The following is a 26,689-nucleotide window of genomic DNA, read 5'->3' as shown; positions in this document are numbered from 1 at the left end:
GCACTGCCCAATGTTATGTTTAGTTTTTTATACCAATTAAAGCATTATACCGTCCATCTATCATTGACAATACCGACCAGATAACGTTTGCCTTGATAGTTCTCAAACACCAAACGCATACCACGCCAGTCCATACCATCGTACTTATCGCTACCACTATAAACAAAATCAACTACATCCGCGCCAGGGTAGGCTTCAAGGACGTTATTAATCATATTACCGCGCGTTTCAAACTTATTTACGGTAACACGCGCATTATCGAACTTTTTAGCATCAATCCAGTTGTCTAAATACACCGGCAAAGGCTCAATATAAGTCTCACCAGCGCCATCAATTTCACCCCACGTAAAGCGAATTTTTGACTCTCTTAAATACTGCGCAAACTGTGCGCGACTAAACACTTTATCTTTATTAAGGTGCACATAGGCATACATCGAAAAGCGAACGCCTTTGGTGGGATGGATATCATTAATGATGCCGGCATAGTCATTATTCGCCAATGCGCGTTGGATATGCATAGCTTGTTGGGTAATAGTTTGCTGACTATCTGGTGTAGTTGGTTGGGTCGGAGGGTTGGAGATAACTGGAGGTATAGTTACTGATTGACAACCAACGACAGACAGTAATAAAGCCAAACCACCACTGATAGCAAGGGGATATATAGGCAGTTTCATAATCATATCCTTACCGTGCGGAATCACGGAATCATAATACATTTTGCTAAATTAAATCCTATTATAACAATGCCTTAGATAAAGCTAAACGGATACGCTGTAATGAGTTGTTGGTGCTATTGCGCTAGTCACATACTCAACCAGAACGATACGATTATATCGCCAAATAATAGGACAGATATGCTGTAATGGATTATGAACATAAATACAAAATAGACTTAAGTTGTTATTTGATTATTTGATTAGTTGTAGAGAATACCATGAAACCAATTCCCTTATTCATCGTACTATTGGTCTTAGGATTAACCACTAGAGTTGCTATAGCGGATAACGTCGCGACCAAACAAGCTGTGTCTGTAGCAGACAGCCAAACTCAAAAAATAGCAACCATTAAAAAGATGTACCAGCAAGATATAGACAATGAAGGGCAAGATTATCCTGTTGTACTACAACAGTACGCCAGTAAGGATTTGCAAGCAGCAATGCAGCGTGAGCAAGATTACTTTAAGAGAGAACAGACATCCTGTAATATTGGTTACGATGTGTTATGGGATTCGCAAGATCCAGATTACGAACAAGAAAAGCAGTTTTCAGTGACTGAGCAAGGCTTGGTACAGGTGAGCTTAGCACAAGGCAGCATAGTAAATTATGAGCTGGCATGTGACGATAAAGAATGCCTAGTGCATGATATGATTGTAGATAAGAATGGTACGTCATTAAAAAAGTATTTAAACGAGGCTTGTCAGTAACAAAGACTTATTCAAAGTGATTGCTAAACCACAAGTGTGTTTTCGCATAATGTATATTATGTTAAACTAGAGCTACCTGACATTAACTTCATAAACCCATAACTAAATAAACCCATAACTAAAAAGTAAGTCATTAATTAGTCTAGCTCCTGATTACTCAATCATAATATATTATCTATTTAAATAATCATTGAAGACTTAATGTCCAGAGTCTTAATTAGTCCTAGTGCGCTCGTAGTCTACGATTAACTTATTAAATCAATCTGTCAATGACCTTTTATAGACAGGTTGTAGGTACAGTAATTTTAATACTCATTTAAAGTTAGTCTGTTCAATGAACTTGTTCTACTCATCATTGCTAAGCTTACTACCTTCATAATGTAGATACCCCCCCTTTTGCATAATTTGTCATTCCTAATCGTCACCTAATAACCAAATCACTCATCAATCGATCGTTGGTAGCTTAGCCGACTTCCTCATTGATGCGAATGCGCTTGAACTATGTTAGGTACAGAAATATTCGCCACTAACTGACAATCAGCTTAAAGTAAAAGCAATAACCCTTTTGAGTGCCTATTACTCTATATCATTGATAAGAAAGTATACAAACTCTGACAATGCGCCTACTTGGCATCTCAGTAAGTCAAAGTCTAGATACACCTCATAGCTAACTACATTGTAATACGCTTTTATTTAGAGTCACCAAAAGGGTCTTCCTGATTAGTGAAGCATTCATTGGTCTTTTCTAACATCTCTCGTTCTTCCTGAGATATCTTAATCTAAAGCATTTAGTTGATACCTTCCAAATTTGCACAGAACAGCACTATCACCCTGATTAAGGTATTCTGTGCGAGTACAGGAGTACGATTTTTCGTGCAAATATGTCGAAGGACTCTATTTCCAATAGCAAACAGCACTCTTACTTTTAATCTATATGAAGTTTACTCCTTCAAACGCCATATGTATCAACAAAAAAAATAGCTTACTCCCTCTTTCTCCACTATACTATAATTATCCCCAACCTTCACTTGGGGATAATTTAATATCAGAAACCTTTAATTAAAGGGTTTTCTGAATTGTGTAATGAATAATAGTGTCCATGTTAGTGTCCAGTAGTTATCTATATTTTCAGAAGACACTTTTTAAGGTTTATAAAACACACGCAAAGGTTGTTCCAAGTTTAAGTATAGAGATAATAAATTAACACTCACAATTTACCCTGCTTATAAAGCTTACGGATGTACATCATGGCTGTCGACAATTTAAATGATATCAATAAACTTGAATGCCGAGATAAAGATTACTCGGTTAGTGTCTCAGGTATCGCGGGTTTAAGTATTCGTATTTATCCAAATGGTAAAAAAGAATATTACTTGAGGTACGCTCATCCGCATATCGATGGTAAGCGTCCTAGAATGATGCTAGGTAAGGTCGAAGATATAAGTCTATATAAAGCTAAGCATAAAGCAGAAACTATACTTAGCTTAGTCGCACAAGGCTCTGACCCTAAGGCCATTCACCAAAAAGAACAAGTCAATAAGTATGCTCATTTAAAAAATGCTACATTTTTTGATATTACACAAGCTTGGCGAGATCACAAAACATCAAGTCGTAATCGTAGCAAATCTAATAAGCGTATATTTAGTGAGTCAACGCTCAAATTTTGGGATTTATGTCTAGGGTATATGTGTCGTGAGATTGGTGACTTAAGAATGAACGATATCACCAGCGAGATGATATTAAGTGTATGTGAGGCAATTCAGAATAATGAAAATCAAGCAACCTTTGTTGGTGCAAGCACTCGGCTTTATACTGAAAAAGTCTTCTCATTCGCTGTCGCAAGAGGATTATGCGATAGAAACGTAGCTATTGATACGCGTGGCGAACTCGCACCTGCCAGCTCAGGTAACCATTTACCAGCCATCACCAAGCCTGATCAGTTTGCCACTCTCCTAAACGATATGTCTAATTTTGAAGGTGCAAGTAAGATTACATTGGAAGCAATGAACTTATTACCGTATGTCTTTGTGCGTAGTATCGATTTGCGGTCTATGCGATGGCAAGATATAGATTGGGATAACAAGCTATGGGAGTTTTCTCCTACTAAAGGCGAAGGTCGTGAGGATATGGTATCGCACTTAGTTGTACCTCTAGCCACTCAAGCTATTGGACGCTTACGAAGAATACAAGCAATTACAGGTCATAAAGAATATGTATTTGCATCGATGCGTGCCTCAAGCAATAGCTATATTAGTAAAGCGACTCTAGTACAGATATTCCATAGGCTTGGATACAAAGATGTTCAGTGTGCTCATGGATTTCGAGCATCGGCTAAAACATTACTTATGGAACAGTCTGAGCTACGCTACTCAGATATTGTGACTGAGCTGCAGTTGGGACATCGAATAAAGGATACGCATGGTGGCGCCTATAACAGACTTGATGAAATTGATACTAGAGTACAAATGATGCAAGACTGGGCTGACTATATAGATAAGCTCCGAAATTCAACATAACTATTACTTTATTTTAGGATTAGCGCTCAGCGATAATAGTCTTTTGACTGTAGTGTCTATCACAAGCTTTATTAGGGCGTGTTGAACATTCATAATTTCAACCAGAGATACGCACAAGCTAAAGCCACCGTATTCTCACAACTTTGCTTGAGCTTATCAAATCTGGTGGCAACGGCTCTATAGTTTTTTAGTTTAGCGAAAGCGTTTTCTACTAAGTGGCGGACTTTGTACAAGTCCCAATTCATATGGTCGTTAAAGGACTTCGTATTTCGTTTTCGAGGGATGTTATCACGTGTCCCTGCTTGTTTAATATGCGCCCGCAGTGCCTCAGAATCATCATCCTTATCGGCGCATACAGTCACTGTTGCGCTCAAATCTATGTTATCAATTAAGTCTGGTGCTACCTTCACATCATGAGTGGTGCCATCTGATAAGATAAAAGTGATTGGGTTACCATGAGCATCAACTGCTAAATGGATCTTAGTAGCACGTCCTGCCACACTTTTGCTAATAATACCTTGCAGGTTCTCATTACCACCACTGATATGCTTTAATATGAGTACCATCAATAAAAACCCAGAGAAACCAGCGTTGGTAAGCTTTGTAGATGGTATTAGGCTTACCAAAATTTTCGGGTAAGTCACGCCAAGGGCAACCAACCCGCATCCTATACAGAATACCTTCAACTGTTTATCTCAGATTTCTTTTATCATAAACATTCAGTTCTAGTAAGATAGGTCTTAGTCTAGTCCAGTGTTCATCTTTGAGCATGGTGCGAGGCATAGCGAACGCGATCTTTTGGTGTGAGAACTTAAAGATTAACCGTTCGCTATTTTTTGTCAGCAGTTTACTCCCAATATTCAACACGCCCTAATATGATCAATAAATAATTACTATTACCTATGAACTTGAGCAAATATCATTGCTTTATAGAGAGTATTAATATAATATTAAAATGTAAGAGACACCTATATAAAATTTCATATATTCGCAGGTTTTGATTCAAATGTTGAAAATAAAATCTATTACACTAAACAACTCAAATCAGCTTAGCTTATTGTTTGACAGTACTACTACACTTCCGTGTCTATATCCTATGCTCTATATCAATAGCTCATTAAGATTTAAAAGTGAATCAACACAACAAGCTTATTTACAAGGCATCAAGCAATGGTATGAATTTTGGCGAGAAAAGCATGATCAGTCATTCTGCGATTATTTTCGTGAATATAAATCAAATCCAGAATTGATGATTAAAGAAATAGACAGCTTTATACTATATTTAGAAAATATACAGGAAATTGATCAGAAGCTAATTCGATTGGGAAACAATCCTTCATTTAATTACAATACGCTTGCACATCGTTTGCGCGCTATTCTTAGCTATTTGAACTATTTATTAGATACCTTTAGTCAAGTACACGGTAAATCTATAAGCCCTGAAATAGCTAGATATAAATCTACACTTTCCCGAAAGGCTGATGTTGTCAAAAACTTATCCTCTAATCACCATAAAGCCCATAAAAACGGGACAAACTTTAAAAGTCTTACAGAGGAAATGAAAGAAGCTCTATATTCTATTATTTCGCCAAAAGCACTAGAAACCTTGTTTAAGAATAAAGATGCGCAGTTAAGAAATTTTCTCATTGTACATCTGCTTTTGAACTATGGCTTAAGGACTGGCGAGCTACTACTCTTAACTCTTAACTCAATTAAGACTGATTTAAAAACACATAACACCTATCTGCTAATAACTGATACACAAGATAGAACAGATACCCGTATATCAAAGCCGCAGATTAAAAACGCTCAATCCGTTCGAACCATATTATTAGAAAAACGTGATGCTCAATTTATTCACATGTATATCAATAATATCAGATCTCGAGATTCTAAAAGCCACATGCTATTTCTGTCCTTACAAGCACCCTACGCGCCTCTTAGTAAATCAGGTCTTAAAAAGCTCATAGCTACGATAAACGAGAAGATAAAAAGTAAGTATCCTCAGTTCTTTGACAAGAATTATGTAGATTCAATTGATAAAATTTCAGCTCATATTCTTCGGCATACATGGGCGTATATGATGCTTAAACATAGTTATCAATCATATTTGGGCAGTTACAACAAGGCGCAGGCAATGGAGAACTCTATTGAAAGTTTAAGAAAGATGGCGGGCTGGTCGCTCAATAGTACTATGCCATACTTATATGCCAGCCGATTTATCTCAGAAAATGCCAATTTAGCTAATATTCAAAGAATTACAAAAGTGGGTGCACACTATGACCAATAATAATTTAGCACTAGAGTTTCTTGATTATTCGAGTCATCGTTTATTTTCTGATGCTCAAATAAGTAAAATTGAAAGTCTACATATTCCTACTTTAATTCGATTTATGCTTGCTGATAGATATGATACTAAGTTCATCAATAGTACATATGATACTTGGGAATTTATTTACTCTGGACTTAAGAACACAATCAAATTTGACGGTTTAGATTGTCATGAAGTTAAACTGTTGAAATACTTCCTAGCCTACTATATCCAAGTTAATAGTCCGTCTAGCTTGTATATGTCTTTTAATAAACTAAAGAGCGTATTTAATGAGTTTGCAGAAAGAAACATGAGTTTTTCTTATGCATCTTTTGAAACTATTCTTCTGGAATTAGCAAAAAATACAAGTTCCTCACGTGAATATTATAGAGTCAAGTTCTTCGTAAAATTAATGTTTTCTGAGGCTTTTGAGTTATTTGAAGAGTCAAATGAAGATAAGTTAGAGATTTTAGAAAGACCCTCGAGTTTCAACTCGCAACTTTTTTACCAAGAAACTGAAGATGCTGTTGATAAACCTACGGTCACAATGATACAAAATGGCTTTGCAAAATTGAATTCAGAAATTTTGGAGGGACAATCAATAGCAGACAATGTCATTAAAAACGCCTCTATCCTTGGTCTTGTCTACGTAACTGGTATGAGGCCCGTCCAATTATCTAAGCTTTCTGTTGAAGATATAAAGATAGATACATATACGGAAGAAGGCGAACATATGCGTTACAGCATACTTGTACCTTATGCCAAACAAGGACGATTCAATCACGCTAAGATTTCTGTAAAATTACCTGAAGAAGTTGCTACCGTAATCCTGCAATATATTAAACAGTTTAAACTATCTATGAACCATCAGCTTTTTGATTTAGGTAGTTATGCAGCAACTTATTGTACTACTGCCATTAATGAGCAACTCTTTGATTTCTCACCGCAGGAATATAAAAGCCAAGTTTCAAATGGTGAACTGATCCGAATTAGATATACAAGCTCTCAATTCCGCCATCATGTAGCTTATTCAATGGCACTATCGGGATCAAGTGCTGAAGATATTGCGTATATTTTAGGCCATTCGTCATTAGTCACAGCTAGGCATTATATTTTTTCATCACCTAATCTTGCTCAAGTTCGAGCTATAGCACTTGGTAGGAACCCTGTTTACCAGCAAATGATAGCCATGCTAATGACTGGCGATATTATTACTCATGAGCAAGACCATGGAGATAATATAATAGGATTTATTAATAATAAGATTCACAGCAATATAGGAAAATGTGGCTACAAAGCTGACTGTTTCCTTGAACCCGTCCGTAGTTGTTATGGGTGCGTCTATTTTTACCCTTATGAACATGGTTATCACGAAGACGTTTTAGAGTGTGTTCAAGATGAACTAGAATCTATCGTACACATCTCTGATGCCGTTTATAACTCATCGAATCCAATTATTGCTATTCATGAAGCCACTAAATTTGAAATAGAATCGGTCATTAGGCGCTGTAAGCTAAACAGTGAGGTGAAAAATGCAGCTGAATAATTATAATAAGTTTATTGATGAGCAAAAAGAGTATTTTGAAAATAGCTTATATAAACCTAATGACGCTTTATGGACTGATAGCTTTTGGTTAAAGACTGGTGTGGGCTCAAGCTGGCTATTGTCGAGAGGAAAGTCAAGCATCAGCTTTGATGCGATAAACAGAGTAAAAGGGCTGCCAAATATAAATATATCTGCAGATTATCAACAATTTTGCAAAGCCATGCTTGTGTACAGCTATCGTCAAGCTAATGGTAAGGTTTCACCACAAAAACTTGTTGCTGAACTCTTAGTGTTAAAGCGTTGGTTCTATTATCTAGGAGATCTTACATCCGATACTCATCCTACCAGGCTATCGACAGAAATTCTTAATCACGCATACTCTTTGTTGAAAGATAATAGCAGTCCTATTAATCTGCCCGATCATGTAGGAACATTCAAAAGACTACAAGACATAGTAAACAAGAGTGGGTTCACTTCTAAGAAGCTAGAGTTCGAGGTTGATCTTAAATATATCAATAAACAGAATAGAACACAGAAAGCAAGGGTAACTAAAGAGCTTCTTGAAGGTCTGAATATTGACGAAAGCAAAATAGATGCAGAAAAATTAATTTCAATTCAGACTTTTATAAACATTGCTTCTCTTAAAAATCTTTGTCAGAGTGAAGGCGAAAAAATACTTTTAAACTCGCTATTTTTATCTATCGTAACAGGGTTCCGTTCGGCTGAAACAATAATATTGAAGAAAGATTGCCTAATTGAAAGACCTATATTAGACCCGCAGTCCAATGAGCCTATAAGTATTAACGGTAAGTTACAATACATGATCGGTATACGCTACTATGGCGCAAAAGGGGCTGGCGAGAGAATTCACTGGGTTGAGCCGTCTTCTATTACGCTTGTTAAAAGTATTATACAAAACACCTTGGAGCTTACCGAGGAGTATCGAGAGCACCTAATTTATTTGAGACAGAAAAATTTAAAAAACTTTCTTCCTAAAGGTATTGATGAAATGCCTGATGATTTAATCGAGCTAGATGATTTAATCGACCATCTGTTTATCTCAAAAAAACGGGCAAGAGGACGTGCTGGCCGAAGAGATTCAATACTAAAGACATTTAAAAGCGCCCAAGTAAGACCTGATAAAAAAAGTGAGCTAAAATTATATAGTAAAAAAACCTTAAACGAATTTATTAAATCAACAGCGAATTACGATGCTGAAGAACCTATAAATAAAAAGTTTGCGTTTGAAGGTAAAATAGTCAATGTTCCCTATGAGGATATCTTGTTTATTGTACAGAGTGGTAGTACTACTTTATCTCGCAATCTTATAAATAAGACAAATATCACTCCACTGGATATACACGTTATAAATAATTTTTTAGGTTCAGGAATGAATAAGTCAGTATTTGAAAAATATGGCCTTAAAGATAATGACAGTCAAATTTCTAAAATAAGTAGTCATATTCCTCGGCATAATATTAATACGTTCTTAGCTATTGCTGAAATTTCGGACCACTTACAAGCAATGTTGATGGGACGGGTCGATATTGAGCAAAATAAACATTATCAACATTTGAGTATTAAGCAAATTAGCCAAAATGCCAGTTTAACTAGTAATAGTAGTCAATTTCAGACCTCTAATGAGTTAATGTTAGCTTCAGAGCCTGTGCAGCCTGTAAAGGATCATATAAAAAGCCCAATCGATGACATCTTAGAATGTGGCTTGATGCTCTTCAGCAACGATCAAGACCTAGAAAATAATCTAAAAAATAATCTGCATACTTTTGATAATACTAATGAGATATCAAACTTTATCGAACAATCTATGGGAGATGATTACTTTGAAGATATTGCCAAAGCTTTCAATGAATTAGCTCCCACAGAGCCAGACAAGGCAAAAGAACTCATACATACCCATGCCTACTTACACCCCCTACTCTTCGGCTCATGTATGCGTAATATAGCGGCTCACGGTTGCCCTAAGCGACTAGCATGCCAGTCAGGTGCATCCTGTGTCAATTTTACGGTGACAGGACGTATGGGCGAGCTTGAAAACTTAAAGCTCACTAAAGATAGACTGATTGAACAATCTGAAAGCTTAGCTGATAATTCTGAATTTATGCTAAGGGTAAAAAGGCAAATTCAGAACCTTGAGGATTTTGAGCAAAGAATCATAGTCAGTTACAGTAATAAAACTCCATTGAATATATACACTGTGTCAGATACTGAGCTTTCCCAGCCAAAGACACTTGCTGAACTGTTTTCACTAGAATACGAAAATACAAAAGCTAATGATGAGGAGGAAGGCAAATGCTAAGAGGTAGCGAGCTTAATGAAGCTATCGAGAATGAGCTTAAAGAAATGGTGCAAGAAGGTATGGAGAAAGCCCCTATTTCAAACACTGCCTTGCATCAAAGACTCGTTGCTAAAGGGTATGTAAAGGGTAGCCTGAGTACGCTTAGCACTAAAGAGCGCAAAGCACTAATCCAAAAATACACCAAAGAGCAGCTGTTACCATTAAACCTAAATGAAAAAGAAGAGCAGCTATACGTCAACAAAAAGACACGTCAAGCTCTCCTTGATACCAATAAAGGATTAAAGGAGAAAATAACTGAGCTTGGAAATGAACTTAATCAAAATACCGCTATACTGATAGAAATTATCAATCAGGTCAAATTGAGAACCAATCTAGAGTTAGATGATTTACTATCACCTTATTTAATATCTGAGCTCAAAAATCAGTCTAAATTAAAAAAAATATAGTCAGTTATCATATTCAAACGAAGTATACGAATGTTCAAATCATCAATCTTAAGCATTCACAATCTGAATCTTTCCCAAGCTCCATGTAACTGCTTATCGTCTATTTAGACTACAATGATCGCAGTGTATAAAAAGTATGCTGAGATATTGAAAGAGGGTAATAATCGAAGCTAGATAACATATTTGAAATTATGAAGATGCAAATATACATTAGCTACCTGGGCTGACACAGTCCTAGTTTTCGATAAACGGCATCAGAAGCTATAACAAGTAGAACTATCAATACCAAGTGATGAGCGTCCTAAACAAACCGAGCATAGTATTAAAGCCACTCTGCCTTATCCTTATAGCCCATTCGCTATGGCTACTACCAGAAAACTCAAGACGTTGATATGGCATCTTGGATTGCGTCTGATGTCAAGCAGCGCCTAGCCCTTATTAAACAAGAAAGCACTCAGACTCAGCTGCAACCACAAACCATAGCCGTGTTCGCCCCCAAATGGTCACATTTTAATGCCATACAGCATTATTTTGAAGCATTGGGCATCAGTAGTCAGCGTTATAATGAAAGCGAGCAAGTAACGCCTATTAATAGCTTTATAGGACAAGCGTTATTTAACCATTTAAGTGCCAAACGTTTAGATTTTATTGAGGGCAATGTGGCTGAATTTTTGGAGCAGTAGCGTGCAGAACGAAAGCTAGACCCTTTAGATAAAGCATGGGATGCAATTATCAGTCGTACTCAAGAGAGGGTAAATGTGACTTATGAGCAAGTACTACAGGTGCTAGAGTCCACCTTATAAGATGATAATACACAAGTGATATTAATTACCTATCATAGTGCTAAAGGCATGCAGTTTGATCACGTCTATGTCATTGATGAGCAGTCGTCAACTGCCATTGATTATAGCGATCATAGACACGACAGACCGCTGTATGTGGCACTAACGTAACGCGGGCGAAGCAAACCCTGACATTACTACTGCATCATAAAGCGCATCATCCTACCCTTGCTAATATCCTACCTACTCATAGTGAGCAAATCGACTTGCCTGCGGTTAATCTGCCTGCCATGCTGACCTTTCATCGCTTTATGCGTTTGGACGAGCTCATGCTAACGCCGCGCGCTCTGGTTAATAATGCGGGACGGGAGTTTATAGAACAGACGTTTTGCCAAGATAGCTGGACGAAAAATCGCTATGATATTACCGGACTGTTTCTTGTCGCCTGCCGTCAGCAAGATAAAAAAAGCGATGGTTTTTACTCAACCAAGGGACAACGAATTGCCCAGTTTGCACCTCCTTTTGCTAAAGAGTATTCATCTCAAGGCCAAGGTAATCGGCACTTATCTATGATAGGGTTTACGACTACCCTATTCTATCAGCAAGATATCTCTTGGTACGAAAAAGCAGGTTATCATGGTAAGGAGAGTAGTCATTATCTTATTGTGCCTTATGTTAGGTTTAGTGTGCGGTGTGATTGACTATAATGACAAACATCTATTTATTTCCCATTAAAAAAGCTTGTTGAAGCTATTTAGCTAAAACAAATCTTATATTAAGGTGTTGCAATAGTGGCAGACTCTGGTTTTAGAATAGACTGACATGCAAACAATACCAATGCTCCAAGCAATAAAAACAATCCAAAAACATAAAATGCAATAGTAGCGCCATACTGATCAACAATTAACCCTGTAAAAATTACCGGAATACTAAATCCCATATACGCCATCAAAAAGTAACCAGCACTGGCGCGCGCTTGCTCATTGCCAGCAGACCGTGTCACCCCTGACAACCCACCTAAATAAACAAAGCCATAACAACTACTGCTCGCTAAAAAAGCCGCTAAAAGAATTGCTGGTAGATTAGCATGCAGCGCACCCCAAGCAAGCAAAGCATAAGCGGGGATTAAAATTAGAATACCCAGTTTACATGATACCTGCGGGTCAAGCTTTCGAGCGATAGGCTGAAACAATAATCCGCAACTGATGGCAAGCATAGAGGATATTCCAGCATACTTAGCCAGTCCATGCGTGGCCAATACTGATGGAATAATCGATAATACCAATCCGGTAGTCGCCCAACAAATCAGAATTCCGCCCCCATACCATATTACCTCACGATTAAAATAAGGCAGCTTGAGCATTGATTTAAATGTGTTAGAGCGCCCTTGCGCGGTCTCAGGTAATCCCCATACTAAAAATATCGATAACAGTGCGCTGGCTACCAACAGCAAAAAACTAGCAGGTTGCTCTGTCTCATAAAATAACAAAGAAACTGTCGTTAATGCAGGCCCAAGACCAAAGCCTATGGTTGTACTGGCAGTCACCCAAGTGGTAGCACGCGCCGTATCGGACGAGCCAATCAACTCAATCATATATGCGGTCGCTGTTGCTGCCATTAAGGCTGTGCCCACACCAAGCAACAATCGCGCTACTGCTAACGCTCGCGTATAAGGGTATAACATCATCAGAGCAGTTGCCACTATCGATAACCCTAAAGAGATTAAAATCGTCTTTTTTCGTCCAATCCTATCGGAGAGTCCACCAAAAGCTAATAATACCGGTATCACCCCCAACACATAAAAAGAGAATGCGACCGTGGTTGCTAAGACGCCGTATCCGTCATTTTTAGCATAAATGGCATAAAGTGGTCCTTGTATATTAACGCTTGTCGTTATCACACATAATGCAAATGCCAAATATTTATTATATTTTTGAGTGCTCATATATAGCTGCTTTTAAAAAAGTATCATTGGGTTGATTGATATTAATGGTTGTCACCACTCAGGCTTTATAGCCATATCACATCGTTTTAGGTTCAATGATTAAAACAAAAGCGCATTAGGTTATCTATATACAATCCAGTACAATTGGACAGAACTGTTTGGCATATAAAACCCATACAATTCTTCTATCGAATTTATATATTCATGGGTTCACTTGAAAAATATGAAGCATCAATTAACACGAATTGAAATCGTCATGGCTGACGTTAAAGAAAAGATAGCAACCGTCGTCTACATGCCCGGAACACGCCTGCCCTCCGTACGGGCAGCAGCAAACAGTTACGGGTTTTCACCCTCAACGGTAGTTGAAGCTTACGAGCGCTTGCAAACAGAAGGTATTATTTACTCACGTCCTGGCGCAGGGTTTTATGTGGCAGAATCAATAGCGCCGCTCTCATTAACAGAAACAGGGCATAATCTTGATCGCGCGATAGATCCACTCTGGGTGTCGCGGCAATCGCTTGAGCCATCCGATAATGTACTAAAACCCGGCTGTGGTTGGTTGCCACCAGATTGGTTGTTTGTGGAGGGTATGCGCCGCGGTTTACGACATGCAGCAAGAGGTGACGTTACCGTTATCAGCGAGTATGCAACGCCCCTAGGGCTATTAGCATTACGCCAATTACTGACACGGCGTATGGCAGGACTGGGAATCAATGCGCAGCCTTCACAAGTAATGCTGACAGAGTCTGGCACGCAAGCGATAGATTTAATCCTTCGCTTTTTATTGACCGCAGGCGATACGGTAGTCGTCGATGACCCTTGTTATTTTAATTTTCGAGCGCTATTGCGTGCTCATAGAGTCAAAGTCATTGGCGTGCCTTATACGCCGAGTGGTCCAGATATAGATGCCTTTGCAAAAATTTTGGAAGAACACAAACCGCGCCTATATATTACCAATGCCGCCATCCATAACCCTACCGGTGCAACCTTATCGCATGCTACGGCGTACCAAATACTGCAATTGGCACAGGCCGCTGGTTTATATATTATTGAAGACGATATTTTTGCTGATTTTGAAGTCAAACCTGCGCCACGGCTTGCGGCATTAGACGGCTTATCCCGCGTATTTTATATTGGCAGTTTTTCTAAAACGTTATCGGCATCTTTGCGCTGCGGTTATATAGCCGCGCCGAATGAATGGGTTGAGAGTTTGCTTGACTTGAAAATAGCGACTGGTTTTGGCGGCGGTCAGCTGGCAGCAGCAGTTGTGTTATCAGCGTTAACGGATAGCGGTTATCGCAAACATATGAGTACGATTCATACACGACTTGCAAGCGCACGTTCTCAAACGCTGCCACGCTTGGCAAAATTAGGAATTGTGCCGTGGCTACTACCGCAAGCAGGGATGTTTCTTTGGTGCCGCTTGCCTGACAATAATAGTGCAACCGAACTGGCCAATCGTTGTTTGTCACAAGGTGTAGTCTTAGCTCCAGGCAATGCTTTTAGTCAATCAAAAAATGCTGAGAACTTTATGCGTTTTAATGTGGCACAAATGAGTAGTTCAAAAATATTTGAGGTGTTGGCAGAGTCATTGGACTAACTGATGTAATAGTCGAATTAAATATTAACGCTTAGTCTCGTCCGATTGTGCTTGATGGCGGCAATAAAAATGTTGTTATACTGGGTGAACCTATAAAGATGGTATTAGTATTATGATAAAGCCTAATTTTGAACTCATGGCAGAATATAATGCCCTAATGAATCAGAGGATTTGTGACAGTATCTCAACTATCCCTAACGAAGTATTATGGCAAGACCAAAAAGCGTTTTTTGGTTCTATATTAGGAACACTAAACCATCTTATGGTGGGCGACTTGATTTGGCTTAATCGCTTTAACCAACATCCAAGTTATCCGAAAGGCTTTAAATCATTAATACCTTTAAGGAACTTACCCTTGCCTACCATGCTCAATCAAGTTTTATATGAAGACAAAGAAAGCTTTAGTAGTAATCGGCAAAATCTAGATCAAATGATAATTCAATTCATTAATGAGTCGAATGAAGACGACTACTCAAAACGTTTAAGGTATCAAAATACTAAAAATGACACTTTTAATAAGTCTTTTTTAATGTTACTGCAACACCTTTTTAATCATCAAACCCATCATCGCGGACAAGTATCAGCTTTGCTTACTCAAATGCATATAGATATAGGAGAGACAGACCTATTAATGTTGATCCCAGATTTAGATGATTGAACATGTATGTAAGAGATGGCCAGTAATCATAATGCTATGCTATAGCTTATTAACCTCAATGTACCACTTGGGTTGCAGGACATCAAAATCCACTCTGATATTTGATGGTAAATAGCTAGCTGAATCAAGCACGAAAGGCTTTCCCTCTATACGCTTAAATACTACCCAGTGCCAAAAATTAATTCCATCTTCTTCGTGATGCTTGATGGATAGTAATGCCAAATCAGGTAGTGCATACCAAGAATTAAATGCAACCTCATTTCCGGAGGTCTTAAACCCTGAATGAGCCAGCATCTTGCGAACGTACTGAGTATCCGACCACAGTGAATTGTCATTAGCATAGATACCCATATCATTAGCTATCCGTTTCATCTCTTGATAGGTTTTACCAACTATATTAGCTACAGACGCTATTCCGCATCCTGTTACCTCTTCCTGCACTACTGGTTTAATCATTGACACTCTCTCTATCCGCTTTAAATTATTGTAAAACATCTATTCCTATTCATGACTCAACTCTTTTAAAGCCACTAAAGCTTGTTCTGCTTGCTCTAATGATACAAATACATGATCATGATAATAAGCAGCAATGACATTAGCACTGATGCCTTTTGAAGCAAGTCTTGTCGACACTGCTGTCAAACCTACAGCTTGTAGGCTTGAATGAACCGTTAAAGTAATTTGCCGAAAAATACCTTCGTAATTTAAACTAGCCTCATCAGCTTTATCTTTTGTTAAAACCAAAGTTAGACCCTCTGGTTCCTTAAAAGTAACTATTGGTTCTAGGTAGAGATATTGCTCTAGCCTACCAGCTACTGAGCAAAAGACGAACGCTTCATCTACAAGCGCTGGCTGCATCGAATTGAGAAATTTATTCAAGTCTTTAATTCCTACCATTTTCTTAGTCCTGATTGTAATTAACGCTAGTATTTGAAATCAACACCTGATAAATCAATGATTTGAATGGGCCCATTATTTTCCATATTTACCTCAATCTGGAAATTTCAGACATTTGATAGAGTATCCAGTATTGTTGCTAACCATGCGTTATTATCCTCGATATATTTATTACCATGCTCTATTATCTCAGCAGATGATTGGACAGATTTAGGATAATTATTAAGTTCTTTTTGGATTTCATCACGCCCATGCTCTACCATTTTGACCATACTATCTTGAGTCACCTCAAAGTGACACTGCCAGCCGATTACAAAAGATTCAAGCTCTTTATGCAGTCGTGTTTGGTAAATAAACCCTTGATTAGCCCACGCACCTGATGTTGCAATAGCAGTTGCTCCCTTCGGACAGTCAAAACCATCACCATGCCAATGAAATACAGTGAACGCTTGCTTGGGTAGCTTTTGCAGTAAAGAATGATTCTTTCCTTCTTCTGTCAATTCAATAGGTAACCAGCCTATTTCTTTGACGCCGGAAGGCTTAACAATAGCACCTAAACAATGAGCAATCAGCTGCGCCCCTAAACAGATACCAATGACGTTCTTGCCATTATCAATACTTTGTTTAATAAAACGCTTTTCATCGGCTAACCAAGGGAACTTTTTTTCGTCATGAATACTCATAGGTCCACCCATGATTATGAGCCAATCAAAAGTGTCTTGCTGTGGTAATGAGTCCTCATTATAAAATCGAGTATAGGTTATAGTATGACCATGGTTATTTGCCCATTGTCCAATAAAACTAAGATCTTCAAAACCAACATGAAATAATGCATGAATACGTAGAGTCATAAAACACCTTTTATTGGTTATTTAATACGGTTTATTTAAATTGATGAAGACGAAAACTTTGATATTATACAGCGATTAAAGGCTGTGTATGACCTAGAAGAAATACAAAGATTATGGTTACTCCATTTAACCTATAAGCACAAACTATCATAAGGGTAAAATAATGAGCTTACGAGATAAGAAACCAGCTTTGCTAGTTATTGATGTTCAAAAAGGCTTCGAAGATGAAGCCTATTGGGGTGGTAATCGTAATAATAAAAATGCTGAAAAAATTTGCGGAGAGATACTACAGAAATGGCGAGAGCATAAATTGCCTGTTTTTCATGTACGTCATAGCTCACTTAATTCTAATTCTCGATTATATCCTACCCATTCAGGATTTGAGTTCAGCGAATATGCCTTGCCCAATAAAGATGAGACCGTGATTACCAAACAGGTGAATAGCGCCTTCATTGGTACCGACTTAAAACAACAATTAGATAATCAAGATATATCAACGGTAGTCATTATTGGATTGACGACCAACCACTGTATTTCTACTACTACCCGTATGTCAGGTAACTATGGCTATGAGACTTATTTGATAGCTGATGCTACTGCCACATTTGATAGAGTAGGTATCAACGGTGAAAAATATGAAGCAGAGCTTATGCATCAGACTACGCTGGCAAGCTTAAATGAGGAGTTTGCTAAGGTAATTACTACTGAAGCTTTATTTCATACTCTTTAAGCAAAAATCTTAAAAAATTCAGTATCTAACTCCAATGACTCCTGGCCCGTTTGTGCGGCAACAATAATACCTTCCCCAAATACGAACAGAGTGTCAGATTTCTGCCTAGCATTCTTGGCACCTACCTCTTCAAACTTATCAAATAGCCACTTCCTAACCTCAGTTTTATGCTTTTTGGCTATTTGATGCGGGGAGGATTGGGCATCTGAATACTCTGCGCAAGCATTAATAAACATACAACCGTAAAAACCTTCTGATGATGTCCAGTCTTTTAAGAAGGCTAAGTAATACCTAGCAACATCTGCTGTTTCCTTAATCTCAAAACCATCCAAGTAATCTATTAATTGCGTCATAAACATCTGATGCCGATATTTAAGCACTTCTTCGATTAAGCCCTCCTTATTACCAAAATGAGCATATAAAGTCCGCTTCGTAATCCCTGCTTGCTTTGCTAATAGCTCTACTCCACTATCGTGAAAGCCTTGCTTATAAAAGAGCTCATAACTTTTTTGTAGAATAGTGTCTCGTAATTGCATTGGCTGGGTTTCCTATTCTATTCTTTTCATTCCTATTATTTTATTCAAAAAAATTATTATTTATATATACCGTTCGGTATACTTGCATAATATACTGATAAGTATATCAGTAGTAGTTTTAAATTGTTTATTTACAATAGGAATCAGCATGCATTCATTTTTTAATTGGTATAAGTTACATAGCCAAGTAAGTCAATGTCCAAAAAGATTGCCGTTATCGATGATATTCGTGGCCTGGCTAGGCGGGACTATCGCAACAGCAACGCTTGCTATATTAGAAGGCTCAATAGAGATTATTATGATTTTAGGGTCATTTGGTGCCAGTTGTTTACTGATATTTGCGTATCCTGCCAGCCCTTTTGCGCAGCCGAGAAACGTGATAGGCGGTCACTTTATAGCAACGCTTACAGGATTGGTTTTTATGACACTTTTTGGTATTCACTGGTGGAGTATGGCAATGGCTGTTGGCACTGCCATTGCACTAATGCTGATATTTAGAATGCCTCATCCACCTGCTGGGTCAAACCCTTTAATAGTTATGCTAGGCGCAGTAAATTGGAGTTTTTTGATAACACCTACCCTACTCGGTTCAATCGTTTTGGTCATGGTAGCGCTGATTTATAACAATTTGGGTAGGGATAAGCAGTATCCAACGTATTGGTGGTGACTCTACAACTATATAAAGTTAACCCCAAACCATTTACTATAATCTCAAATATATTACCAATAATTTGATTACCAATAATTTGATTGCCAATAATTTGTCGGAAAATATGCTAGGTAAGAGAGCATAAAATACTATTTAACTTAGTTAAAATAATATAGCTATGTTTTCTTAGCTTCATAAGTCAGTAGCATCGCAGAAAAATACAACATGACAATACCCGCTAAACCATTTAACCACCTACCGATAGAAGCATTTTTAAAATAAGGCAAAAGTTTCATACTGACGGTTGCTACTAATATGAACCAACTGCCAACAATGCTGGCGTGAGTCAAGGTTAATAGCAAAGTGTCAGTCGTTGCTGTTGCAGAGGTGAAGTCAACAAAGTTTGGAATAACTGCTAAATAAAGAGCAGATACTTTAGGGTTTAGAATTTGAGTAATAAAACCGACTTGCCAGAAATATCTAGATGACTTTTGATCATCAGATCTTTGAACGTGAGCATTCATATCTATGCTGTTATTTTTAGATTTATTATAGTTAAAAAACTCCTTGAGAGATTTAATGCCTAGATAGCATAAATACAGTGCGCCCATTATCTTGATCGCTATAAAAGCTTGAGGAATATAAATAAGCAAAGCAGATAGCCCAAACAGAACGAATAATCCATGCATAAATGTGGCACAAAATAGACCTGATATAGTGGCTAATGTCGGCTTATAACCATACTGCCCTAGCGTTTTTAGCACTATGACACCATTTGGTCCTGGCGAGATAACTATTAAGGTTGCCATCAGGGTAAAAGCTAACCAAGTTGTGTAGTCCATCTTTTAATTTCCTTAGACAAGAATAATGGTTGGCAGTATATTATATACATACAGGTCTGTATATAAATATTATATGGCTTATAATTGTCCTCTAACTCATTTTTGAAACAGGTATTACGAACTTATGTCAAAGAAGCAGGAAGATATCTTAAATACTTCCATAAAATTATTTAACGAATATGGTTTTGTGAATGTTGGCGTAGATAGGATCATTCATGATTCTAACGTGGCCAAAATGACCTTTTACAAGTATTTTCCATCGAAAGATAATCTGATAAGAGAGTGTCTACTAGAACGAGATAAACTAATTAGAACCAGTATCATGCAAACATTAGATTCTTGTAACAACGGCATAGCTAAGCTGAAAGGTTTATTTGAATGGTATGAAAATTGGTTTAAACAAAAAGACTTTTTTGGCTGCATGTTTGTTAAAGCTAACGATGAGCTGATTCATGATGTACTTTTAGTCCCTATCATTATCGAGCACAAAACATGGTTGACGAATACTATCTCTATTGTATTAAAAGATATAAAAACTGAGTTATCGGCTTCGCAAATCAGAATTATTTTAGATGGCGCAACCGTTAATGAAAATGTATATGGAGATAATGTTGCGATTACAGAGTCGTGGGCATTAATTGAAACAATGTTGAATTATGCTAAATGAAACTTACATAACCCATAACTAAGGACATGAAATGCAACTCGAGATCAATGTGGTCGATGCTTTTACTAGTATCGTTTTTAAAGGAAATCCAGCTGCAGTTATTATCACAGACAATTGGCTACGCGAAGACTTAATGCAATCCATTGCAATGGAGAACAACTTACCCGAAACGGCTTTTTTAGTTCCCGATGAGTCAGATGAAAAAGGGACTTATCATATTCGTTGGTTCTCTCCAACGACTGAAATCGCTTTTTGTGGTCATGCTACTTTAACATCAGCTTTTGTAATATTTAATAAGAATCCTACTTTAAAAACGATTAAACTCTCGGCCAAAGCGGTTGGAGTACTAACAATCGTACAAACAGACGTAGGCAAAATACAAATGGACTTTCCAAATACTAAGCCTGAGAGAGTTAATGATATTCCTGATAGTTTGTTAACTGGTTTATCTATTGCTCCTGTTGAAGTCTATCGTAATACACAAGCCTATTTTGTAATTTATAGCTCTGAATCTGATGTTCTGTCTGTAGAGCGTAACAATGAGATACTTAAAAAAATTGCACCTTTAAAGCTAGTAATCACCTGCCTTTCTGAGTCTAAAGACTATGATTTTATCTCTAGATATTTTGTCCCAGCAAACGGTGGTAATGAAGATCCAGTAACTGGGTCCATTCATACGGGACTCGCACCTTTTTGGGCAGAACGTTTGGGTAAAAATGAATTAGTAGCCTACCAAGCGTCAAGTCGAGGTGGAATACTTGGATGTGTTGTGGCAGATGATAGAGTATTTGTTTCTGGTAATGCGACGCAGTATTTAACAGGGTTTATTACGGTTTAGTACTATAAACTTTGAATGATTTTAGACAGATGATAGTGATACTGTAATTACGATAGATGCGGGATATATATATATAACCCTTTAATGGTCATGCTAGGAGCAGCTAATATCGATATATGGTTTGGGTATTTTCTCTATCTAAATGAGCATAATAATCATACTATTGAGATAATTTTTTAAACTTATAAACTGACATACGACTCTGGACAGTACATATGGGAATATACGATCAATCAGAGGTCTGCTATCCTCACTCTGAAAATTCTGCTATAGCAGTAGTTCCGGCTTCGTTTACTCTTATATTAGAAAAGCTGTTTAATCCAGCAGGTTATACAGTAGAAAATGTTGAACATGAAATAGAAGGTGCAGAGTACACAGCGCTTAAATTTAAATCAAATGGACAGACTGTACTATATAGACAAGCCAAAACAACACCCAAGAAAACGGGTCATTTTGTAACGATATGGAAGCGCGAGACTCCTAGTAGTGAGATTTCACCTTTTGATCTGAACGATGGACTGGACTGGGTGATTATAGCTGTCAATAATGGTACTAATTTTGGAATCTTTGTTTTTAGCGCCAATCTTCTTGCTAAGAAAGATGTTTTTTCAAAAAATACAAAAGGTGGTAAACGAGGAATTAGAGTATACGCACCCTGGACAACTCCAACCGCTGCTCAGGCTAAACGAACAAAGAAATGGCAAACAGAGAACTTCTTAAATTTTAATAACTGCGAGGACATTTTAAATTCTTTCATTAGAATGTTTAGCTAATATATGTTGAATTGTGTCTATTACGCTTAAAGTACACCCTACTTTCAACGCTATTCATAATTTGAACCACTTAAATATCCTCCCAACCAATCCAAGAACTCATCACTCGTCGTTGATACATTCAAACGCAGATGCGTCGAGGCAATGGCATCTGGATTAAACAGATGCCCTGGCGCAACCAGCCAACCTTCTTTATAAGCTTGTAATGCTAACTCTCCGGTATCTTGCCCCGTGTCTACCCAGACAAACATGCCTGCCTGTGTATGCTCTGGATAAATAAGTCCAATCTTTGGTAGTGCCTCACGCAGTCTTTCATGAGCGGCATATAACTGCTGCTGAACCTTTTTAATTTGCCTACGATATTCGCCATGAGTCCACAAACGGTGAACAACGCGTTCACCAAATTCTGGTGTATTTGAATTACTTAAAATTTTGCTTCGTATGACGTCATCAATAAATTTTTCAGGACATACCAGCATTCCCACACGCCACCCTGATGCCATTGACTTTGAAAATCCTGCTGCATAAAACACCCGTTCAAACTGATCGAGACTGGCATAACGTAGTGCCTGGCCATTGGGTACAAAGGGAGCATATAAATCATCTTCGAAAATGTAAGCGTCGTATTTATGGATCAAATTAAGTACTTGATGCGCGCGAGCAGGATGCAAGTTATAAGAGGTGGGATTATGTAGCACACTATTAGTTAGATATAACTTAGGGCGGTATGTAGCAAACATCTTTTCCATTTGCTCAATGTTAGGCCCTTGATAGTCGCGCTTTACGGAGACAACGTTTAAGCCTTGTTGTTGTAAGCAACTGGTTAGCCAGTACCAGCCAGGTGCGTCGACTAATACAGTATCGCCAATTTGGGTCAGCAGCCGCCCGATCATGGTCACAGCTTGCGACACACCTGCTGTAGTGATGACATTCTCAGCATGAGTTTGCATCCCTAATGTATTCAAATGCTGCACAAATTGCTGACGTAATGGCAAATAACCTTGAATACTCCCATAGTTATAAATGAAGTCATCCGCTTGCTGAGTAACCTGCCGTATCGCCCATTCCATTTTATCATTGCGTACCCAGCTATTTGGCAAGGTTCCTGATCCTGGTGAGCGGTGATGCGGGGTGCTATTAAAGACTTGTAATAACCAACGTGTGTCTATAACCGGGGACTTAATGACCGCTCTTTTATCATCATTCGGCTGAGCTAATTTTGCTTGTGTATTGACATAATAGCCTGAGCTGGGCTTAGCGATTAATACGTTAGTAGCGACCAGTTGCTCATAAGCTTGCACTACGGTAAAGCTCGATATATCTAATAGTTTCGCTAATTTTCGCACTGAAGGCACGCGCTGATTAGGCAAGTAAATTTGCCAGTCAATACGCTGCTGTAGCCATTCAGCGACGGCGGCTGTCTTGGTGAGATTGGAGTTTAAGGTATAAGTTTCGACCATAATAAGATACGCCTGCTTTTATAGATTTTTGCTATAACGATAAATTGTTACGTTGAGTATGACTATACACTTTGTTCATCGTGAGTATAACTGTATCGGGTCTGTTATGGTTTTTTAAATTATAGTGAGTCTTCTTAAGAGTGAGTAAACCTATAAAAGTGGTGGGCAAAATGAGCTTCGAAGGCAGTATCACAGCACTGGCACTTTTTATGCTGATCAATTCTGTCACGCCAGGACCCAATAATTTAATGCTGTTACACGGTAGTATTAAACGCGGATTTTGGGCGTGTCGCTGGCATATGCTTGGTATTACTGTTGGCGTCACGGTTATGCTGTGGCTTAGCTATTGGGGCATGGCAGCCTTAATTATCAGCTTCCCCGCTGTCATGCTTAGCATAAGAATATTGGGCACACTCTATCTGTTGTGGCTCACATATCAGATGGCTAAAACCGACTTTATCGCGGTCGTTAATGACGCCCTAAAGCATGAGCAACAATATAAGCAAGCGAATGAAGTCCTTATTCAGGCAAAGAACGTTGAGGTCAAAAAACGCTTCGGTGAATTGCCGCTAAACTTTGGACAGGCGTTATTGTTTCAATGGCTTAACCCAAAAGCATGGACAATGACGGTGGTTGCACCAAGTCTAGCAATGTTCCATGCCGGCAAGCCTTGGTTGGATAACTATCTACTACTGGCAATGAGCGCGATTATTAATCTGCTATCCATCAGCTGCTGGGCGGCAGGTGGTCATTGGCTGCGAACGCTGGTGCATCTACCGCGAGTCATGCGCGTTATTCACGGCTTGATTGTACTTATGACGCTGTATTGCGCAGTGACACTGTGGTTATAAATTTTGGCTATAGATAAAATTTTTCCATAACTAAAGTACAAGTTTCAATAACAACTAACAACAACCAATAATAACAATTACCTAGGCCAATCTTATGACCCCTTTACACATCGCCTTAGCGATACTGGTTACCTTTATTTGGGGTGTGAACTTTACCTTTATTGCGTGGGCGCTCGAAAGTTTTCCACCGTTAATGCTCACGGCTTTACGTTTTTTCTTTACCGCTGTGCCACTGGTTTTTTTCCTCAAGCCACCCAAGTTTAACCGTACGCTATTTATCTATGCTATCGGTACGTTTGTGATGCAGTATGCTTTTGTATTTACTGCCATGCACTTAGGCGCATCAGCAGGGCTGACAGCGTTATTGCTACAAATTCAGATTTTTATCACGGTATTACTGGCGTATGTCCTATTAGGTGAGGCAGTAAGTCGCATGCAGATTATCGGTATGATAGTCGGTGTGCTGGGACTGGGCGTGATTGCGCTCAACCTTGGCGGCGATATGCCTTTGATTGGTTTTATTTGTATCTTGATTGCGGCAATCGGCTGGAGCTTTGGCAACATTGCCTCAAAGCAGGTATCAGCGCCCCCTAATAAACAGGCGTCGCTAAAAAATCCTAGCGTATCGACATCGACGGTTTCATCTGCCGGTAATAAAAATAAAGCATCGGCATTATCTGCTCTAGCCTTGGTGGTTTGGGGCGGACTGATTGCCTGCGCAATTTTAACGCTATCTTCTTTTATCTTTGAAACTGAGGCTTGGCAGTTGAAAACGTTTACGCAAGCCTCGCTTAAATCTTGGTTATCACTTGGCTTTATTGTCTATATCTCAACCTTGATAGGATTTGGACTTTGGGCGCATTTATTGGCTCAAAATACAGCGTCTAAGGTTGTGCCATTTGCTTTACTCGTGCCGATATTTGGAATGATCACCTCGGTGCTGCTGCTGGGGGAAAGCGTAACGTGGTGGAAGATGCTAGCGATGGTGTTCATTTTATCAGGTTTAGTATTGGCAAACGTGAAGCTAAGCCGCGCTAAAAAACTGGCTCACTCATAAAATCAGCTGGATAGTTTTAGGGTGCACTCAAATAAAATCTATCTATTCAGTTTACTAAGTAAGGAAACTTATATGAAAATGGTATGTCTTGACGTTGAAGGTGTTTTATTCCCCGAAGTATGGCAAGCGATTGCGGCAGAAACTGGAATTACTTCTTTAGAGCTTACTACTCGTGATGAGCCAGATTATAACAAACTTATGGCTGGCCGAATTACTGCTTTAAATATTGAAGGCATAAAATTTGACGATCTGATTGCTTGTGCCACCCATGTTGACCCCCTACCTGGTGCAGCAGAGTTCTTGTTACGATTACGACAACGCTATCAGGTCTCGCTAGTCTCTGATTCTTATTATGAGTTTCTTCAGCCACTAGGTTTAAAACTAACTATGCCTGCAATATATTGTCATAATCTAATTCGTGCAGAGGATGGAACAGTACAAGGTTGGAAGCCCAGACTAATTGACCAAAAACCGAAATGTGTACAAGCTTTCCAAAATCTGGGTTTTGAGATTTTTGCAGCAGGTGATAGTTTTAATGATATCGGTATGCTAGATGCTGCAAATTGCAGTGCCTTTATTCATGCACCAGAACACATTTCAGCGTTGCGACCCAATATTCCCGCCTGCAAAGACTATAAGGAACTGGAGTATTTCATTAATCAAGAGAACTGGTATCGTACTCACTAACCTAATAAGCTAAAGATGAATACAATTATCCTGATATCTCCAATTTCGCTTACTTCTGCACTGCTTTTAGTCTTTCGTTGTCCTACATAAGCAGCCATTACAATTAGATAATCTTAATCCGTTATATGTAATAGTCTAACTTAAACAAACTGCCTTCGGTATTTTAGGAGCGGTTCGCAACCTTAATAGAGTTTGGGCTTTGAACGTATTCATTGGCTCAAAATACAGCATCTAAAGTTGTACCATTTTCCTTGTTGGTGCCCGTATTCGGTATGGCGACCTCAGTGCTGCTTATGGGGGAAAT

27 protein-coding genes and 1 pseudogene are annotated in these 26,689 nt (G+C 38.5%); 19 read left to right on the top strand and 9 right to left on the bottom strand.

The genetic code is table 11. The annotated features are described in order from the left end of the window. Positions 1 to 44: 44 nt before the first annotated feature. Positions 45 to 674, bottom strand: coding sequence for a hypothetical protein (locus AOC03_RS01645; protein WP_227514261.1), 630 nt, complete (start codon positions 672 to 674; stop codon positions 45 to 47). 260 nt (positions 675 to 934) lie between these two features. Between AOC03_RS01645 and AOC03_RS01640 the strand changes: the two genes are divergently transcribed. Then, positions 935 to 1,423: a hypothetical protein gene (locus tag AOC03_RS01640; RefSeq protein WP_062533306.1), complete on the top strand. Its 489-nt coding sequence runs from the start codon at positions 935 to 937 to the stop codon at positions 1,421 to 1,423. Between the two features lie 1,247 nt (positions 1,424 to 2,670). Continuing rightward, on the top strand, positions 2,671 to 3,939 hold the full coding sequence (locus AOC03_RS01635) for a tyrosine-type recombinase/integrase (RefSeq protein ID WP_062533305.1): 1,269 nt from the start codon (positions 2,671 to 2,673) through the stop codon (positions 3,937 to 3,939). Positions 3,940 to 4,028: 89 nt separating this feature from the next. Here AOC03_RS01635 and AOC03_RS01630 read toward each other — a convergent pair. After that, positions 4,029 to 4,722: pseudogene (locus AOC03_RS01630) on the bottom strand (IS5 family transposase). A 223-nt stretch (positions 4,723 to 4,945) separates the two neighbouring features. On the opposite strand from AOC03_RS01630, the gene AOC03_RS01625 reads away from it, so the two are divergent. The 7 genes from AOC03_RS01625 (at position 4,946) to AOC03_RS01600 (ending at position 12,042) form a co-directional block, all read left to right on the top strand. Next, complete coding sequence (locus tag AOC03_RS01625; protein WP_062533304.1) at positions 4,946 to 6,229, top strand: site-specific integrase; 1,284 nt, start codon at positions 4,946 to 4,948, stop codon at positions 6,227 to 6,229. Then, positions 6,219 to 7,796: a site-specific integrase gene (locus tag AOC03_RS01620; RefSeq protein WP_062533303.1), complete on the top strand. Its 1,578-nt coding sequence runs from the start codon at positions 6,219 to 6,221 to the stop codon at positions 7,794 to 7,796. The genes AOC03_RS01625 and AOC03_RS01620 overlap by 11 nt, the downstream gene beginning before the upstream one ends. After that, positions 7,783 to 10,113 (top strand): hypothetical protein, encoded by a 2,331-nt coding sequence (locus tag AOC03_RS01615; protein WP_062533302.1) that lies wholly within the window; start codon positions 7,783 to 7,785, stop codon positions 10,111 to 10,113. The genes AOC03_RS01620 and AOC03_RS01615 overlap by 14 nt, the downstream gene beginning before the upstream one ends. Then, positions 10,107 to 10,559 (top strand): hypothetical protein, encoded by a 453-nt coding sequence (locus tag AOC03_RS01610; protein WP_062533301.1) that lies wholly within the window; start codon positions 10,107 to 10,109, stop codon positions 10,557 to 10,559. Before AOC03_RS01615 ends, AOC03_RS01610 begins: the two co-directional genes overlap by 7 nt. A 392-nt stretch (positions 10,560 to 10,951) precedes the next feature. Then, positions 10,952 to 11,242 (top strand): hypothetical protein, encoded by a 291-nt coding sequence (locus AOC03_RS01605; RefSeq protein WP_062533300.1) that lies wholly within the window; start codon positions 10,952 to 10,954, stop codon positions 11,240 to 11,242. A 135-nt stretch (positions 11,243 to 11,377) separates the two neighbouring features. Further along, positions 11,378 to 11,512 carry an ATP-binding domain-containing protein gene (locus AOC03_RS12650; protein ID WP_157049271.1) on the top strand — a complete coding sequence of 45 codons (135 nt, stop codon included), beginning with the start codon at positions 11,378 to 11,380 and terminating at the stop codon, positions 11,510 to 11,512. A gap of 95 nt (positions 11,513 to 11,607) precedes the next feature. Further along, positions 11,608 to 12,042, top strand: coding sequence for a hypothetical protein (locus tag AOC03_RS01600; RefSeq protein ID WP_062533299.1), 435 nt, complete (start codon positions 11,608 to 11,610; stop codon positions 12,040 to 12,042). A gap of 74 nt (positions 12,043 to 12,116) precedes the next feature. On the opposite strand, the gene AOC03_RS01595 is transcribed toward AOC03_RS01600, so the two are convergent. Then, a complete protein-coding gene (locus AOC03_RS01595) occupies positions 12,117 to 13,286 on the bottom strand; it encodes an MFS transporter (RefSeq protein WP_062533298.1) in 1,170 nt (389 codons plus the stop codon). Between the two features lie 223 nt (positions 13,287 to 13,509). On the opposite strand from AOC03_RS01595, the gene AOC03_RS01590 reads away from it, so the two are divergent. Both AOC03_RS01590 and AOC03_RS01585 read left to right on the top strand, forming a co-directional pair. After that, positions 13,510 to 14,889: a PLP-dependent aminotransferase family protein gene (locus AOC03_RS01590; RefSeq protein ID WP_062533297.1), complete on the top strand. Its 1,380-nt coding sequence runs from the start codon at positions 13,510 to 13,512 to the stop codon at positions 14,887 to 14,889. A 112-nt stretch (positions 14,890 to 15,001) separates the two neighbouring features. Next, positions 15,002 to 15,547: a DinB family protein gene (locus AOC03_RS01585; RefSeq protein ID WP_204247921.1), complete on the top strand. Its 546-nt coding sequence runs from the start codon at positions 15,002 to 15,004 to the stop codon at positions 15,545 to 15,547. 39 nt (positions 15,548 to 15,586) lie between these two features. Here the strand turns inward: AOC03_RS01585 and AOC03_RS01580 are convergent, their stop codons facing one another. The 3 genes from AOC03_RS01580 to AOC03_RS01570 form a co-directional block, all read right to left on the bottom strand. Further along, positions 15,587 to 16,003: a hypothetical protein gene (locus tag AOC03_RS01580; protein ID WP_062536358.1), complete on the bottom strand. Its 417-nt coding sequence runs from the start codon at positions 16,001 to 16,003 to the stop codon at positions 15,587 to 15,589. 45 nt (positions 16,004 to 16,048) lie between these two features. Next, on the bottom strand, positions 16,049 to 16,444 hold the full coding sequence (locus tag AOC03_RS01575; protein WP_062533295.1) for an ACT domain-containing protein: 396 nt from the start codon (positions 16,442 to 16,444) through the stop codon (positions 16,049 to 16,051). Positions 16,445 to 16,551: 107 nt separating this feature from the next. Further along, the gene (locus AOC03_RS01570; RefSeq protein ID WP_062533294.1) at positions 16,552 to 17,295 is read right to left on the bottom strand and encodes a type 1 glutamine amidotransferase; all 744 of its coding nucleotides are present in this window, start codon (positions 17,293 to 17,295) and stop codon (positions 16,552 to 16,554) included. A 163-nt stretch (positions 17,296 to 17,458) separates the two neighbouring features. Here AOC03_RS01570 and AOC03_RS01565 point away from each other — a divergent pair, with 163 nt between their 5' ends. Continuing rightward, complete coding sequence (locus tag AOC03_RS01565) at positions 17,459 to 18,025, top strand: cysteine hydrolase family protein (protein ID WP_062533293.1); 567 nt, start codon at positions 17,459 to 17,461, stop codon at positions 18,023 to 18,025. Here AOC03_RS01565 and AOC03_RS01560 read toward each other — a convergent pair. Next, positions 18,022 to 18,561 carry a TetR/AcrR family transcriptional regulator gene (locus tag AOC03_RS01560; RefSeq protein ID WP_062533292.1) on the bottom strand — a complete coding sequence of 180 codons (540 nt, stop codon included), beginning with the start codon at positions 18,559 to 18,561 and terminating at the stop codon, positions 18,022 to 18,024. The genes AOC03_RS01565 and AOC03_RS01560 overlap by 4 nt on opposite strands. A 148-nt stretch (positions 18,562 to 18,709) precedes the next feature. Between AOC03_RS01560 and AOC03_RS01555 the strand changes: the two genes are divergently transcribed. Continuing rightward, a complete protein-coding gene (locus tag AOC03_RS01555; RefSeq protein WP_062533291.1) occupies positions 18,710 to 19,228 on the top strand; it encodes an HPP family protein in 519 nt (172 codons plus the stop codon). Positions 19,229 to 19,386: 158 nt separating this feature from the next. Here AOC03_RS01555 and AOC03_RS01550 read toward each other — a convergent pair whose 3' ends face one another. Beyond that, positions 19,387 to 20,052 (bottom strand): LysE family translocator, encoded by a 666-nt coding sequence (locus AOC03_RS01550; RefSeq protein ID WP_062533290.1) that lies wholly within the window; start codon positions 20,050 to 20,052, stop codon positions 19,387 to 19,389. Positions 20,053 to 20,176: 124 nt separating this feature from the next. On the opposite strand from AOC03_RS01550, the gene AOC03_RS01545 reads away from it, so the two are divergent. The 3 genes from AOC03_RS01545 (at position 20,177) to AOC03_RS01535 (ending at position 22,330) form a co-directional block, all read left to right on the top strand. Beyond that, positions 20,177 to 20,719 carry a TetR/AcrR family transcriptional regulator gene (locus tag AOC03_RS01545; protein WP_062533289.1) on the top strand — a complete coding sequence of 181 codons (543 nt, stop codon included), beginning with the start codon at positions 20,177 to 20,179 and terminating at the stop codon, positions 20,717 to 20,719. A gap of 31 nt (positions 20,720 to 20,750) precedes the next feature. Then, complete coding sequence (locus AOC03_RS01540) at positions 20,751 to 21,557, top strand: PhzF family phenazine biosynthesis protein (protein WP_062533288.1); 807 nt, start codon at positions 20,751 to 20,753, stop codon at positions 21,555 to 21,557. Between the two features lie 215 nt (positions 21,558 to 21,772). Then, positions 21,773 to 22,330, top strand: coding sequence for a MepB family protein (locus AOC03_RS01535; RefSeq protein ID WP_062533287.1), 558 nt, complete (start codon positions 21,773 to 21,775; stop codon positions 22,328 to 22,330). 50 nt (positions 22,331 to 22,380) lie between these two features. Here the strand turns inward: AOC03_RS01535 and AOC03_RS01530 are convergent, their stop codons facing one another. Further along, positions 22,381 to 23,790, bottom strand: a complete 1,410-nt coding sequence (locus tag AOC03_RS01530; protein WP_062533286.1) for a PLP-dependent aminotransferase family protein — start codon at positions 23,788 to 23,790, stop codon at positions 22,381 to 22,383. A gap of 140 nt (positions 23,791 to 23,930) precedes the next feature. Here AOC03_RS01530 and AOC03_RS01525 point away from each other — a divergent pair, with 140 nt between their 5' ends. The 3 genes from AOC03_RS01525 to thrH all read left to right on the top strand — a co-directional run bounded on the left by AOC03_RS01525 (position 23,931) and on the right by thrH (position 26,385). Then, entirely contained in the window at positions 23,931 to 24,641 is a 711-nt protein-coding gene (locus AOC03_RS01525; RefSeq protein ID WP_157049270.1) for a LysE family translocator, read from the top strand. Positions 24,642 to 24,735: 94 nt separating this feature from the next. Further along, a complete protein-coding gene (locus AOC03_RS01520) occupies positions 24,736 to 25,698 on the top strand; it encodes an EamA family transporter (RefSeq protein WP_062533284.1) in 963 nt (320 codons plus the stop codon). A gap of 72 nt (positions 25,699 to 25,770) precedes the next feature. Further along, positions 25,771 to 26,385 carry a bifunctional phosphoserine phosphatase/homoserine phosphotransferase ThrH gene (thrH, locus tag AOC03_RS01515; protein WP_062533283.1) on the top strand — a complete coding sequence of 205 codons (615 nt, stop codon included), beginning with the start codon at positions 25,771 to 25,773 and terminating at the stop codon, positions 26,383 to 26,385. Positions 26,386 to 26,689 lie beyond the last annotated feature (304 nt).

It is taken from the genome of Psychrobacter urativorans (genome assembly GCF_001298525.1).
In the GTDB taxonomy this organism is placed as follows: domain Bacteria; phylum Pseudomonadota; class Gammaproteobacteria; order Pseudomonadales; family Moraxellaceae; genus Psychrobacter; species Psychrobacter urativorans_A.
The sequence above is the reverse complement of the archived record's forward strand: the minus strand, read 5'-3'. Positions and strand labels throughout refer to the sequence as shown.